11 protein-coding genes are annotated in these 14,049 nt (G+C 71.9%); 3 read left to right on the top strand and 8 right to left on the bottom strand.

Translation table 11 applies throughout. The annotated features are described in order from the left end of the window. On the top strand, positions 1-1,550 hold a 1,550-nt coding region (locus tag ABDW35_RS18860; RefSeq protein ID WP_343715424.1), incomplete at its 5' end, for a phosphopantetheine-binding protein. Positions 1,551-1,569: 19 nt separating this feature from the next. On the opposite strand, the gene ABDW35_RS18855 is transcribed toward ABDW35_RS18860, so the two are convergent. From ABDW35_RS18855 to ABDW35_RS18820, 8 genes are all read right to left on the bottom strand, one after another. Beyond that, positions 1,570-2,388: an ATP-binding cassette domain-containing protein gene (locus ABDW35_RS18855; RefSeq protein ID WP_343715423.1), complete on the bottom strand. Its 819-nt coding sequence runs from the start codon at positions 2,386-2,388 to the stop codon at positions 1,570-1,572. Beyond that, positions 2,385-3,107: a siderophore-iron reductase FhuF gene (gene fhuF, locus ABDW35_RS18850; RefSeq protein ID WP_343715422.1), complete on the bottom strand. Its 723-nt coding sequence runs from the start codon at positions 3,105-3,107 to the stop codon at positions 2,385-2,387. The genes ABDW35_RS18855 and fhuF overlap by 4 nt, the downstream gene beginning before the upstream one ends. Positions 3,108-3,140: 33 nt before the next feature. Further along, on the bottom strand, positions 3,141-5,150 hold the full coding sequence (gene fhuB, locus ABDW35_RS18845) for a Fe(3+)-hydroxamate ABC transporter permease FhuB (RefSeq protein ID WP_343715421.1): 2,010 nt from the start codon (positions 5,148-5,150) through the stop codon (positions 3,141-3,143). Further along, complete coding sequence (locus tag ABDW35_RS18840; RefSeq protein WP_343715420.1) at positions 5,143-6,048, bottom strand: ABC transporter substrate-binding protein; 906 nt, start codon at positions 6,046-6,048, stop codon at positions 5,143-5,145. The genes fhuB and ABDW35_RS18840 overlap by 8 nt, the downstream gene beginning before the upstream one ends. 7 nt (positions 6,049-6,055) lie before the next feature. Next, positions 6,056-8,173: a TonB-dependent siderophore receptor gene (locus ABDW35_RS18835; protein WP_343715419.1), complete on the bottom strand. Its 2,118-nt coding sequence runs from the start codon at positions 8,171-8,173 to the stop codon at positions 6,056-6,058. Positions 8,174-8,447: 274 nt separating this feature from the next. Continuing rightward, a complete protein-coding gene (locus ABDW35_RS18830) occupies positions 8,448-8,993 on the bottom strand; it encodes a DUF4142 domain-containing protein (protein ID WP_343715418.1) in 546 nt (181 codons plus the stop codon). Positions 8,994-9,025: 32 nt separating this feature from the next. Then, complete coding sequence (locus tag ABDW35_RS18825) at positions 9,026-9,766, bottom strand: endonuclease/exonuclease/phosphatase family protein (protein WP_343715417.1); 741 nt, start codon at positions 9,764-9,766, stop codon at positions 9,026-9,028. Then, positions 9,763-11,931, bottom strand: a complete 2,169-nt coding sequence (locus tag ABDW35_RS18820; protein WP_343715416.1) for a VTT domain-containing protein — start codon at positions 11,929-11,931, stop codon at positions 9,763-9,765. The genes ABDW35_RS18825 and ABDW35_RS18820 overlap by 4 nt, the downstream gene beginning before the upstream one ends. A gap of 142 nt (positions 11,932-12,073) precedes the next feature. Between ABDW35_RS18820 and ABDW35_RS18815 the strand changes: the two genes are divergently transcribed. After that, positions 12,074-13,336: an arsenic transporter gene (locus ABDW35_RS18815; RefSeq protein WP_343715415.1), complete on the top strand. Its 1,263-nt coding sequence runs from the start codon at positions 12,074-12,076 to the stop codon at positions 13,334-13,336. Next, positions 13,333-14,049, top strand: a 717-nt coding sequence (locus tag ABDW35_RS18810) for an MFS transporter (protein WP_343715414.1), incomplete at its 3' end; no start/stop codon positions are given. The genes ABDW35_RS18815 and ABDW35_RS18810, both read left to right, overlap by 4 nt.

Here is a 14,049-nt window from a genome sequence, read left to right as displayed (position 1 = left end):
ATCTCGGCGGCCCCGGCATCGCGCGCGGCTATCTCGGCCGGCCGGACCTGACCGCCGAGCGTTTCGTGCCCGATCCCTTCGGCGCGCCCGGCGCCCGGCTGTACCGCACCGGCGATCGGGTGCGGCGGCTCAAGGATGGCAGCCTGGAGTTCCTCGGCCGGGCCGACGACCAGGTGAAGATCCGCGGCTACCGGGTCGAGCCGGGCGAGGTGGCGACGGCGCTGCGCGGCCTCGACGGCATCGCCGACGCCGCCGTGGTGGCGCTGCCGGCGGAGGAGGGCCGGCTACAGCTCGCCGCCTATGTCGCGGCACCGGCCGGCACGGATCTGGACGCGGTGAAGGCGCGGCTCGCGGCGCGCCTGCCGGACTACATGGTGCCGACCGCCTGGCTGCGGCTGGACGCCCTGCCGGTCACCGCCAACGGCAAGCTCGACCGCAAGGCGCTGCCGGCGCCCGAGGCGGCGAAGCCGGCCGGCGAGCCGCCGCGCGGCGAGACCGAGCGGGCGCTGGCCGCCCTGTGGTCCGGCCTGCTGGGCACCGAGGCCATTGGCCGTGACGACAACTTCTTCGCCCTGGGCGGGGATTCGATCCTCAGCCTCAAGCTGCTGGCCCGCATCCGCAAGCAGGGGCTGGCCGGGGGGCAGACCCTGACCCTGGCCGACATCCTCAATGCCCGCAGCCTGGCCGACCTCGCGGCCCGGATCGCGCCGGCGCCGCCCAAGGGGCCGGAGGTGGTGCATCTGCAGCAGGGCGGCAGCGGCGTGCCGCTCTACTGCCTGCCGGGGCTGATCGTGAACTCGACCGAGTTCGCGTCGATGGTCACGGCGCTGGGCGGCGACCGCCCGGTCACCGGCTTCGTCAGCCATGTCTATACGGAGCAGCGCTGGCGCGGCTACGACGTCGCAGCGCTGGCCGAAGAGTTCGCCGCCCATATCGAGCGCACGGCCGGCGGGCGCTGCGCCCTGCTGGGCTGGTCCTCCGGCGGCGACCTGGCTTTCGAGACGGCGCATCGCCTGAAGGGCCGCGTGGCGGTCGAGTTCCTGGGCCTGGTCGACGTCTTCGAGAATGTCGACTTCCACCTCGATCGGCAGCCGACGTCGGAGGAGCGGCAGCGTGCCGCCGGCCTGCTGGAGCAGTGGCTCGGCCGCTCCGCCATGGCGGCGCAGTGGCGGTCGCTGTTCGGGCTGATGGACGAGGGCGAGCGGGCGGCGCTGGACGAGTACGTCCTGGCCCATGGCGACAGCCTGCCGGCGGACGGTCCCGACCTCACCTCGCGCGAATTCGAGCTATGGGCGACGCTGGACAAGCGGCTGCGCGCCGCGCGCTACCAACACCGGCCGCTCGCCCTGCCTGTGCATGTCTGGCAGGCGGAGGATTCGCTGGGCCGGCCGGAGCGGCTGCGCGACTGGAGCCTGCTGGCGCCGGTGGCGGCGCTGGCCCGCGTGCCGGGCGCCGTGCATCTCGACATCATCCACGCGTCGACGTTCCAGTCCGGCGTGCGGGACGCGCTGCGCCGGGTGGATGCCGTGCCGGCAGTGGCGGCGCAATAGCGGGGTGCGGCCCCGCCGGTCAGTGCGGGTAGCTGATCGGCGGGCCGCCGGCCGGATGGGGCAGGACGCCCATCGGGATGCCGGTGATCGCCTGCAGCCGCTCGGGGGTCAGGATGGCGTCCGGCGCGCCGCGGGCGATCAGCCGGCCGGAATGCAGTGCCACGATGTCGTCGCAGAACCGGGCCGCCATGTTGATGTCGTGCAGCACCACGACGACGCCCAGCCCCTTGCTGCGGCTCAGCCGCTGCACCAGCGCCAGGACGTCGACCTGATGGGCGATGTCGAGGGCCGAGATCGGCTCGTCCAGCAGCAGGCAGGCGGCGTCCTGCGCCACCAGCATCGCCAGCCAGGCGCGCTGCCGCTCGCCGCCCGACAGGGTCTCGACCAGCCGGCCGGCGAAGCGGGCGATGTCGGTCAGCGCCATCGCCTCCTCGACCTTCTCCCGGTCGGCGGCGCCGAAGCGGCCAAGGGCGCCGTGCCATGGGTAGCGTCCCAGCGCCACCAGCTCGCGCACCAGCAGGCCGGAGGCCAGCGGCGTCTGCTGTGGCAGATAGGCGACCCGACGGGCGAAGGCGCGGTCGGCCCAGTCGCGCAGCGGCCGGCCCTCGAAGCGGATCGTCCCTCCGCTCGCCGGCTGCTGCCGCGCCAGCAGCTTCAGCAGCGTCGACTTGCCGGAGCCGTTGTGCCCGATCAGCCCGGTGACGCGGTGCGGCGCCAGCGTCAGGTCCAGCGGCTGCAGCAGGGTGCGGCCGGCAACGGCAAAGGCAGCCTGGGACAACTCGAACATCGCCGGTGCTGTCTCGGTCTCGGCCGCTGGCGCCGGGGCGGTGTGGTTCATGCCGGTCTCGCTTTCTCCAGCGGGCAGGTCGAGCAGAGCTCCAGGCTGGGGATCAGGTAGCGGATGCAGCAGACGCGCCGCACCCTCTTGCGCTCGCCGCCGCGCTCGACATAGCGCACCGGCTCGAACAGCGGGTTGGCGCGCCGGCCGGGCCAGTCGCGGCTGGCCATCAGGGCGCGGCACTGGGCCGGGCCGGGTCCGCGGGCCAAGCCAAGCTCCTCGATCTGCCGCAGCAGGTTCTCGAACAGATTGCCGACATTGCTCCACAGCACCTTGGCCGTGGCACCGCTCTGGTCCGCCACTGCCCGGATCAGCGGGTCGATATGGCCATGGACCAGCGGCCCGAAGCGTTCGAACCCGTCGGCCGGGGCGGTCGGGGCGCCGCCATGGGGCAGCTTGAACCCGGTCGTCTGCCCGTCCGGCGCCACGATCACCTCGATCTCGTCGAGACCGGTGGGCAGTCCGTGCTCCAGCATCAGGCTGGCCGCCACCACCGGCGTCAGCAGCATCCAGAAATGCCATTTCGACCACATCGAGGCCACGGCCCGCGGCTCGGGCTGGTCGTAGCGCCCGGCGAAGCGGTCCAGGATCGGGCCGAGCACGGCGGGGTCGAGCAGGTCTGTGCCGCGGATGCCTGGCCGCGGATCGTCGGCCGGCACCAGCCGGTCGGTGAAATCGGCCAGCGGGCCGGTGAAGATCGGGGCCAGGGCGTCGATCATGGTGCGCCTGCCATCACGTGTCGCCTGCCCATGTCATGCCGGCCGTCGCCGCTGCATCAGCCAGATGAAATACGTGCCGCCGACGAAGGTCGCAACCAGCCCGGCCGGCACCTGCCAGGGGAAGGCGATGGTGCGGCCCAGCCAGTCGGCCAGCACCATCAATCCCGCGCCCAGCAGCCCGGCCGCCAGGATCTGCGGCGTCGGCCGCCGGATGCCGAGCATGCGGACGATGTGCGGTGCCATCAGCCCGACGAAGCTCAAGGGGCCGACCGTCAGCGTCGCCCCGGCGGTCAGAATCGCGGCCAGCAGCAGCAGCGCCGCCCGGCTGCGGGCCAGCGACAGGCCGAGCGCCCGGCCGATGGCGGCGCCGAGCGGCAGGATGGTCAGCCAGCGCCCCGCCAGCGGCAGGATCAGCGCGGCGGCGAAGGCGAGGCCACAGGTGATCGCGGCGTCGCGGCCAGAGACGCCGTAGGTCGACCCCGACAGCCAGCCCAGCAGCAGCGCGGTGCGCGGATCGCCGCTGAACAGCAGCGCCACCAGGAAGGCGCCGGCGACCGTGGTCAGCGCCATGCCGGCCAGCAGCATGTGCTCGGACGCGTGGGCCGACCGCCGGCCGAGCGAGAGTACCGCCAGCAGCGCCGCCAGCGCGCCGAGGCCGGCCACCCCGGTCAGCGCCAGCCGGTCCAGCCCGGGCACGAACAGGGCGGCCAGGATCAGCGCCAGGGCGGCGCCGGAGGAAACGCCGAGCAGTTCCGGGCTGGCCATGGCGTTGCCGGTCAGGCGCTGCAGCACCACGCCGGCCGCCGCCAGCATGAAGCCAGCGCCCAGGGCGACGGCGACGCGCGGCGCCCGCCAGGGCAGCAGCAGGTCGAGATCGCCGCCCAGGCTCCACTGCCACCCGTCGGGCGTGCGGCCCAGCGCCAGCGCGGCCCAGACGACGAGGCCGAGCAGCAGCACGGCGCCGATCACCCAGGGCCAGGGATGGCGGCGGCGATGATCGGCGGAGGCGGCGGGGCGGTCCGGTCGGGCTTCGCCCGCCGTTGGCCGCAGGCGGCGCAGCAGCCACAGCAGCAGCGGCGCGCCGAGCATGGCGGTGACGGCGCCGGTCGGCACCGCCCCGCTAGCATCGACGAACTGCACCAGCTGGTCGGTCAGCCCCAGCAGACCGGCGGAGACCAGGGGCCCCCACAGCAGCCGGTCGCGGAAGCGTCGAGCGCCGGCGAGGCGGGCGATCGCCGGCCCGGCGAGGCCGATGAAGCCGATCGGCCCGACCAGGGCTGCGACCGAGGCGCTGAGCAGCACCGCCACCGCGATCGCGGCGAGGCGGGCGGCCGCGGGCGAGAGGCCGAGGCCGCGGGCGCCGTCCTCGTCCAGGTCGAGCAGCGCCAGCGGCCGCAGCATCAGCGCGCCGGCCAGCCCCGCCAGGGCCAGCCGGGGCACCAGGGCCAGCACGCCATCCCAGCTGTTCTGGTTCAGCGACCCGCCCTGCTGCACGAACAGGTCGGTCAGCGCCTCGTGGTTGAACAGCACCAGCATCTTGCTGGCGGCGTCGAGATAGAAGGTGACGACCAGCCCGGCCAGGATCACGGCGATCGGCGCCAGCCTGTGCCGCCAGCTCAGCAGCAGGATCAGGGCCATCGCCACGGCGCTGCCGAGCAGGGACACGGCCTCCTGCCCGGCGTCGAGCAGCGAGGGCACCGACAGGGTGGCTGCAACCAGCGCCAGCCGGGACCCGGCGAAGACGCCCAGGGTCCCGGCCTCGGCCAGCGGGTTGCGCAGTGCCTGCTGGAACAGCACGCCGGCGAGGCCCAGCGCGGCGCCGCCGAGCAGCCCCATGGCCAGCCGCGGCAGCAGGCTGTACTGCGCCAGCATCTGGCGCATGTCGGCGGGGTTGGGGGCGATCAGCGCCTGTCGCCATTCCGCGGCCGGCAGCAGGGCCTGCAGGTGGTGCAGGAATAGGGCCAGGGCCGCGGCGGTCAGCAACGCCGCCAGCAGGGCCGGGCGGCCCGCCGTGGCCGGCCGGGACAGGGCGAGGTCAGCCATTCGCGGTTCCGTGCGCCGGCAGGATCCGGGCGAGCTGATCGGCGAAGCGGGTGGCGGAGGCCAGCCCGCCATTCGGGTAGACCACCGGCATCTCGATCACCCGGCCCTGGCGCACGGCGGGCAGAGCGGTCCAGAACGGGCTGGCGGCGAGTTGGCGCAGGGCGCGCTCGGTCTCGGCGCCGCGGTCGAAATGGATCAGCCGGGCCTCGGCATTGCCGGCCAGCTGCTCGATGCCGATCGAGATGGTGCCCCAGACATTGGTCCGCCCGGTCCAGGCGTTGCGCAGGCCTACCCGACCCAGCACGTCGCCGATCATGCCGCTGCCGCCGAAGACCGCGGCGTGGCGCCCATCCTCGTTGAAGCGGACGACATAGACGGGGCGGTCGGTCCAGGGCGCCAGCGCCTGGCGCGCTCCGGCCAGGGCGGCATCGGCGCGGTCGGACCAGGCCCGCGCCTCGGCCTCGCGCCCGGTCATCGCCGCCACCCGCATCAGCAGGTGGCGCGTGTGATCGACCGCCGGCTTCCGGGTGGAGAAGGTCGGCAGCCAGGCCACCGGCGCGATGCGCTCGACATCGCGTTGGCCGATCTCGGCCCAGGATGGCGCCAGGATCAGGTCGGGCCGCAGATACTGCAGCAGCTCCAGATTGGGCTCCTGCAGCGGGCCGAGATCCGGCACGCCGTCCGGCAGTGCCGGCTCGGCCACCAGGCGCTGGTACAGCGGAATGTTGCCGACCGCGACGGGGGTGATGCCGAGCGTCAGCAGCGTCTCGGTCAGCAGCAGGTCGAGGCATGCGACCCGGCGCGCCGGTCCGGCGGGGCCAGGAGCCTGGGCGTGCGCCCAGGACGGGCCGGCGAAGGCCAGCCCGATCCCGCCCAGGACCGCGCGCCGGGTCGGCATCAGGGCGTCACCACTTGTAGCCCAGCGTGGCCGACACGGTGAAAGGCTCGCCGTAACGGCAGCCGCTGGTGTCGACGCAGGTCAAGTACTCCTTGTCGAACAGGTTCTTGGCGTTGAGCTGCAGGGTGGTGCCCGTCAGCCGCTCGTCGATCGCGCCGAAATCATAGGAGACCATGGCATCGACCAGCATGCGGCCGGGCACGTCGTCCCTGGGATCCGCGGCTCCCGGAACGTTAGCCGAGCTCAGATACTGCAGCCCCGCGCCGAGCGTCAGGCCCTTGATGCCCAGACCGTCCAGCCTGTAGTCCGCCCACAGGGCGACGTTGTGGTACGGCACCAGGGCCAGGCGTTCGCCGTCGCCATCATCGTCGCGGACATCCGTGTACGAATAGGCGGCGACGAGGTTGACCGCGCCGAGGCTGGCCCGCGCCTCCAGCTCGATACCCTGCGAGCGGACCTTGCCGGTCTGGATCGAATAGGTGTTGGTCGGGTCGTCCGGGTCGGCGGTCAGGACATGGTTCTGGTTGATCCGGAAGATGGCGCCGCTAAGCAGGTAGTTCGCGCCGGCCGGCTGGTAGCGCAGGCCGACCTCATACTGGTCGGCCTTGGTCGGCTCGAACTGCTCCCCGGTCCGGCTGACGCCGGCATTCAGCGCCGTGGGCTGGAAGGACTGGCTGAAGCTGGCATAGGGCGCGAGGCCGTTGTCGAACAGGTACAGGAGGCCGACGCGACCGGTGAAGGCGCTGTCCGCCCGGTGCTGCTTCCGGTCGATCCCCAGGAAGTCGAGCACGGCCTGGTTGCGGTAGCTGGTGTTGTAGGCGTCGGACCAGTCGTAGCGGCCGCCCAGCACCAGGATCAGCTTGTCGTAGATCTTCATCTGATCCTGGAGATAGATGCCGACCTGCGACCCGGAATTCTTGAAGCCCGTGTTGTTGTTGTAGTTGACGGTCACGTTCGCGTCGTAGACCGGGTCATGGATGTCCTGGAGCGGGCCGACGGTGCCGCCGAAGCGGTCGGTGTCGTAGCTGACGCCATAGGTGTCGACGCCGGCCAGGAGCGTGTGCTGCACCGGCCCGGTCTCGACCTTCGCCTCCAGCGAGGTGTCGGTGGTGAAGCCGTTCGACGTCTCCAGGCGATTGACCACGCCGCGGGACAGGCTGTCGCCCGTCAGCTTCCCGTAGCTCAGATAGTTCCAGTTCACGTCGGCGTGGTAGTAGCGCAGGCTGTTGCGCAGGATCAGGCTGTCGTTGAACTTGTGCTCGAGCTGATAGCCGAGCGTGTAGCTCTCGCTGTAGTACTTGTCGTAGCCCTGCTGGCCGATGAACAGGTCACGCGGGATCCGGCCGTGACGGAGATCGTCATAGGGCATCGGCGGGGCGAAGCGGGTGTAGATCTCCTGATAGTCGCTCAGGAAGGTGATGGTGGTCGCATCGGACGGCCGCAGGGTGAAGGCCGGAGCGATGTAGAACTTGTCGTCCGGCACATGGTCGACCGAGTTGCCGGAATCGCGCCACAGCCCGGTCAGCCGGTAGGACAGCATGCCGTTCTCGTCGATCGGGCCGCTGGTGTCGCCCGAGAACTGGGTCCGGCCGAAGCTGCCGTATTCGGCGTTCAGCTCGTGGAACGGCGTGTCGGTCGGCCGCTTGCTGATGGCATTGACCACGCCGCCGGGGCTGAGCTGGCCGTACAGCACGGAGGAGGGGCCGCGCAGCACCTCGATCCGCTCGAGGCCGTAGGGCTCCTGGTTGCCGTCATAGACGTTGGATTGCAGGCGCAGGCCGTCGCGCAGCATGCCGGATCCGCCGGTGGCCACGTTGAAGCCGCGGATCTGGAAGTCGTCGTTCAGCCGGCTGTAGGCGCCCGACTGGAAGGTGATGCCCGGGGTATAGGTAAGCGCCTCGGACAGGGTCTCGGCATCCGTCGCCGTGATCTGGTCCTTCGGCACCACCGAGATCGATTGCGGCGTTTCGATCAGCGGCGTGTCGGTCTTGGTGGCGCTGAGGCCGGTGTTGGCGACGAAGCCCTGGACGGGGCCTGTCGCGCTTTCCCCCTGGCCGGTGACGACGATCGGCGCCAGGACGATGCCGGAGCCGGCGGCCGGCTGCTGCTGGGTCTGATCCTGCACCTGTGTCTGCGCCCAGGCCGACCCCCCGGCCGCGACGAGAATGGTAGTCGTTAGCAACATCCGCACGCGATCGCGCGCGCCGTATCCAGCACCCATGCCACCCCATCCCTTCCTATCCGGAATCGCAGGCACCGGCGATCCTCGCCACGCCCGTCTTCGAATGCCGGGTGCTGCTTAACAAGATTAATAATGACTCGCAATCTCATTCGCAGAGATTTTCGGCGATCTCAACGGATCGTCAGGGCGGGGTCTGCCCGACGAGGTCCGGGCGATATCAGGCCCGGCTGAGCCGGTCGAGCGTGGATTGGGCCTGGTCGAGATGGCGCTTGATGATCGGCACCAGCTGTGTCGCGATCGCCTTCAGCGCCGGGTTGCCGCCGAAGCTGCTGTAGTCCTGCTGCAGCTTCAGTGCCGTGGTGTGGGCCTCCACCTGGGTCTGCATGTACAGCCGGTCGAAATCCTGCTCGGTCGCGTTGCCCAGATCCTGCAGCAGCTGATCGTGCCGGGCTTCGACGCTGGCCGGCGGGGAGGGCGCAAAATCCTGGCCTTTGGCCGCGTCGATGAGCAGCTGGCCGGCCTTGGTGTGGTCGTCGATCATCATGCGGGCGAAGCTGCGAACCTCGTCGGACGACGCCTTCCGCAGGGCGAGCTGCGCGGCGGAGATCTCGAACAGGTTGCTCGCCGCAGTCTGCTCGACATAGCCGGCGGCATCGGCCTGCGCCGGCCCGGTGGCAGCGTCGGCGCTCTGCGCGGACACGGTCGGGGCGGTCGCAAGGCAGGCGAGGGCGGCGAAGCTCAGGGCAGCCAGGAGTCGTCGCATGGGTCGGCTCCGTGATCGGTCGGCTTGCCTGGTCAACGCGAGGGCCGGTTCGCCGGTTCCGATTCCGGCGGCAGCGAGTCGACCCGGATCTCGGCGATCAGCGGCAGGTGGTCGGAGGCGTGCCGGCCTTCGGGATCGACCCGGCTGCGGAGCAGCGCGTGTCGGGGCCGGCAGTAGATACGGTCCAGCGTCAGCACCGGCCAGCGGGCGGGATAGGTGCGCTGCAGCGTGCGCGCCGGCAGCGTTTCGGCCAGCGACCGGCGGACGGCGCCGTTCCAGGTCCAGTCGTTGAAGTCGCCGAGCATGACCGAGGTCGGCGCGGCGCTGTCGGCGATCCGCGCCAGCATCGCCGCCTGGCGCCGCCGCTCGGCGAAGGCGAGGCCGAGATGGACGGCGGCCAGGTGGAACGCGCCGCCCGGGGCCGAGACCATGGCCTCGATGGCGCAGCGCGGCTCCCGGCGGGAATGAGTCAGGTCGTGCAGCCGGACGGCGGAAAGGGGCCAGCGGCTGATCAGCAGGTGCCCGTAATGCCCGTCCGGCGCCACGATGGTGCGGGCTGCGACGGTGTGCGGGCCCAGGGCCGCGGCAAGCCGGGCGAAGGGTGATTCCGCGCCGTCGCCGCGGCCGCGCGAATCCACCTCCTGCAGCGCCACGATATCGGGCTGGTGCCGCTGCACCAGGGCGATCACCCGGTCCAGGTCGTAGCGGCCGTCCGGGCCGATGCCGGCATGGATGTTCCAGGTCAGCAGCCGCAGCGTCGCGTCGCCGGTCACGCCGCGTCCCGTCGCCTCCGGCTGACCAGCGCCTGCAGCCCGACCGACAGGGCGATCCAGGCGGCAACGACCGCCAGCAGGATGCCGATCCGCGCCGGCGACGGGTCGGTCAGGATCGACAGCAGCCGGTCGCCCAGCGTCGACAGCACCAGCAGGCCGGGGGCGAGGCCGAGGGCCGTGCCGAGGACGAAGTCGAGCACCGGGATCCGTGCCGCGCCGGCCACAAGGTTGACCAGGGTGAAGGGCGCGATCGGCACCAGCCGGATCGTCGCAACCGCGACGATGCCGCGCCGGGCGACGCCGTCGCGGATCCGATGCAGCCGCGGGCCCATGACGGCACGCAGCGCGCTCTCGCCGGCTAGCCGCCCGACCAGGTATCCGGCCATGGCGCTGGCCAGGGCGCCGGCCCCGGCATAGGCCAGGCCCGGCCAGGCGCCGAAGGCGGCGGCGGTGGCGGCGATCAGCACCGTTACCGGGAACATCACCAGGCCGCCCAGCACGAAGGCGGCGATCACCAGCGGTGGGCCCCAGCCGGTGCCGGCCAGGCCGTGCAGCGACTGCTGCAGCCGCTCCGGATGCGCCCAGCCAGCGAGGTCGGTGGTGCTCCAGGCCAGGGCCAGCAGCAGGACCGCGACGGCGATCGGGGCCAGGCGCAGCAGGCCGCGCCAGCGCGCCTTGACCGAAGCCAAGGCGCGCTCGATCAGGCCGGTCGCGGGCAGTGGCCGATGCGGGTCGGCGAAGTCCGCCAGGCTCCAGCCCTGCAGGGGGGCGATTGGACGGTCGTCATCCACCGGCTGCAGCCGGCGATCCGGATTGCCGGCGCCGTCGATCGCCGCCAGCAGCGATCCCGTCTCGCCGAGGCGGCGCTCGATCTCCTCCGGCGCCACCCCGCAATGCTCGCCCAGCAGCCGGGCGCGGATGCGGCGGATCGCCCGGCGCTCGGCCTCGTCCGTCGCCTCGACCACCAGGTCGCACTCGCTGTCCACGGCCATCGACCGGTTGCAGAGATTGGCGGAGCCGATGCGCAGCAGGCGGTCGTCGACGATGGCCAGCTTGGAATGGACCATGACGTCGGCGGTAACCCCGTCGGCGCCGGATTGCGGGTGCAGCAGCCGGACACGGTCGGCCACCCCGGCGGCGCACAGGATCTCCATGAACCGGATGCGGCCGGGCGCCATGGCCCGATGCTCGACCCAATTATGGTGGATCCGGGGGGCGATGATCGCCGCCTGCAGCCTCGGCACCTCCCGCATCCGACGGGCCAGGCGCTCGGCGATGCGGGTGCAGGTCACGAACTGGTTCTCGATGTAGATCACCTCCCGTGCTGAATCGATCATGTCCTCGTACAGCGCCTCGATCTCGCGCACCTCGCCCTCGCCGGGATAGTCCGGCAGGGTCCGCGAGATGCCGACGGCGGCATCGCGGAAATCGGGCTCGACCCCCTCCGGCCAGGGCGCGGGCCGGCCACTGAGGGCGGGCAGCGCCTCGCAGCTCGCCCGCTCCCAGCGCCACCGGGCCAGCTCGGCCAAGGCCCGGGCGGCGGGGCCGTCGACCGCCATCTGCACGTCGTGGAAGGGTGGGTAGGGGACGCCCGCCGGATCGGCCCGCCCGGGGGCAACGGGGCGGTGGGCCGGGGTGTCCCAGCGGCGGATGGTCAGGTCGATGCCGCCGACGAAGGCCACGGCGTCGTCGATCACCACGATCTTCTGGTGATGCGAGGAGCCGACGGGGATCTCGTCGTCCAGGCACAGCTCGATCTGCGGCGGCGTGCTCCACTGCAGGGCCAGCAGCGGCAGCGGCTCCCGCTCCAACGCGTAGTACAGCGAGTAGTTCCACAGCAGCAGCTTGACCGACAGCTCGGGCCGCTCGCGCACCAGGGCGCACAGGAAGTCGCCCAGCGTCTTCGGCAGCCCGTCCGCCGGCTCGCCCTCCGGCCCGACCAGCGGGGTGCGGCTGTCGATGTCCCAGCCGATCACCAGGATGCGGTGCTTCGCCTGCCGCATGGCGGAGCGCAGCGCGCCGTAATAGGCGGCGGCATCGACCAGCATCGCAGCCCGGCGGGCATGTTCGATCCGCCAGATGTTGCGTCGCGGCCGCAGCACGGTTGTCTCGAGGCACTGGTCCTCGGCGTCGTCGACGGCGGCCGCATGCCGAATGATCCTCACGGCGCGGGATCCCTCGTTTCGAGTCCTGTCTCATCAACGCGCCAGGGAACGAAATGTCGCCTGCGGCAGGTTATTCCGGATCTTGCCCGGCGCACCGCGCCCGTCTACGAGAAGCGGCATTGCCGCCCGGAGAAGAACCGCCATGAGCCTGCTGACCGACGGTGCCGCCGCCACCTGGGGCATCGCCGCTTTGGCCACGGGCGGGGTGATCCTGCGGCCCTGGCGCCTGCCGGAAGCGATCTGGGCGGTGATCGGCGCCGTGGCGCTGGTCGGCTTCGGCCTGCTGCCCTGGGGCGATGCCCTGACCGCGATCGGCAAGGGCACCGATGTCTACCTGTTCCTGATCGGCATGATGTTGCTGGCGGAACTTGCACGCACCGAGGGCCTGTTTGACTGGGCGGCGGCGATCGCGGCGCGCAAGGCGCGGGGATCGGCCGGCCGGCTGTTCGGGCTGACCTATGTCGTCGGTATCGTCGTCACCGTCTTCCTGTCGAACGACGCCACCGCCGTGGTGCTGACGCCCGCGGTCTATGCCGTGGCGCGCGCGGCCGGGGCGGTGCCGCTGCCCTACCTGTTCATCTGCGCCTTCATCGCCAACGCCGCCAGCTTCGTCCTGCCGATCTCCAACCCGGCTAACCTGGTGGTGTTCGGCAGCCAGATGCCGCCGCTGCTGACCTGGCTGTCCTGGTTCACCCTGCCGTCGGTGCTGGCGATCGGCGCCACCTTCGTCGTGCTGCGCTTGACCCAGGCCGGGGCGCTGCGCGCGCCGATCGCGGCCGATGTGACGGTGCCGGCGCTGCCGCCCGGCGGCCACATGGCGGCCTGGGGCCTGGGCGTCACCGCCGTGGTGCTGCTGCTGGCCTCGGCCTTCGGGCTCGATCTCGGCCTGCCGACGGCGGTGTGCGGCCTGGCCACCGCCGCCGCCGTGCTGCTGCATCGCCGGGATGCGCCCTGGGGCCTGCTGCGCCGCATCTCCTGGGAGGTGCTGCCACTGGTTGCCGGCCTGTTCGTGCTGGTCGAGGGGCTGGACCGTACCGGCGTGGTCCATCTCCTCGCCGCGACGCTGCAGGATGCGGCCTCCCGCTCGGTCGGCGGCGCCGCCTGGGGCACGGGCGTGATCGTGGCGGTCACCACCAACCTGATGAACAACCTGCCGGCCGGGCTGATCGTGCAGTCGACGCTGGCCCAGTCGCCGATGCCGCCGCAGATCACCGGCGCGGCGCTGATTGCCATCGACCTCGGCCCGAACCTGTCGGTCACCGGGTCGCTCGCCACCATCCTCTGGCTCGTCGCCCTGCGCCGCGAGGGGATCGAGGTCGGGGCCCTGCAGTTCCTGCGCCTCGGCCTGCTGGTGATGCCGCCGGCGCTGCTGCTGGCGCTGGCCAGCTTCCTGCTGCCGTGGTGAGCGAGGCGCGTCCCGCCCCGGCAGCAGCGCCCCGGGCCGGCTTCAATCCGCGCTCCCTGGACGCGGTCAACTTCTTCCTGGCCGATGCGCGCGGCGCCGTCGGGCCCTATCTGAACGTCTATCTCGTCACCGCCCAGGGCTGGAGCCAGTCGGCCTTGGGCGTGGTCACCCTGATCAGCGGGATCGCGGCCCTGCTGCTGCAGACCCCGATCGGTGCCGCGATCGACCGCACCCACCGGAAGCGGGGCGCCATTGTGGCGGCCCTGGCGGTGATGGCGGTGGGCGCCATCGTCATCTTCCTGCGCTCGGATTTCTGGTCGGTCCTGATCGCGAGCGGGCTGATCTCGATCGTCGGCGATGTCTTCGCCCCGGCGGTCGCGGCGCTGACCCTGGGGCTGGTCGGCCGCCGCGGGCTGGCGCGGCGGACGGGGCGCAATGCCGCCTACGACCATGCCGGCAATATCGTCATCGCGCTGATCGCCGCCTTCGTCGGCTGGTGGGCCTCGCAGCGTGCCGTGTTCCTGCTGATGCCGGTCTTCGCCGTGATGGCCGTCGTGGCGACGCTGTCGATCCCGGCGCAGGCGATTGATCACGACCTCGCCCGCGGCGCCGATGCGGCGCATGGGGCGGAGGGAAAAGGCGCCCAGTCAGGCTGGAGCGTCCTGATCCGGCACCGGCCGCTCGTGATCTTCGGGATCTGCGTCTTCCTGTTC

Source organism: Inquilinus sp. (genome assembly GCF_039594555.1).
GTDB lineage: Bacteria > Pseudomonadota > Alphaproteobacteria > DSM-16000 > Inquilinaceae > Inquilinus.
Note: the sequence above shows the minus strand (reverse complement) of the source record. Positions and strands in the feature narration are given on the sequence as shown.

Bases quoted from the DNA above. Each gene is read 5' to 3' on its own strand.
- ABDW35_RS18855 (WP_343715423.1), bottom strand. From the start codon at position 2,388: ATGAACCACACCGCCCCGGCGCCAGCGGCCGAGACCGAGACAGCACCG.
- fhuB (WP_343715421.1), bottom strand. From the start codon at position 5,150: ATGGCTGACCTCGCCCTGTCCCGGCCGGCCACGGCGGGCCGCCCGGCC.
- ABDW35_RS18815 (WP_343715415.1), top strand. From the start codon at position 12,074: ATGAGCCTGCTGACCGACGGTGCCGCCGCCACCTGGGGCATCGCCGCT.
- ABDW35_RS18840 (WP_343715420.1), bottom strand. From the start codon at position 6,048: ATGCCGACCCGGCGCGCGGTCCTGGGCGGGATCGGGCTGGCCTTCGCC.
- fhuF (WP_343715422.1), bottom strand. From the start codon at position 3,107: ATGATCGACGCCCTGGCCCCGATCTTCACCGGCCCGCTGGCCGATTTC.
- ABDW35_RS18830 (WP_343715418.1), bottom strand. From the start codon at position 8,993: ATGCGACGACTCCTGGCTGCCCTGAGCTTCGCCGCCCTCGCCTGCCTT.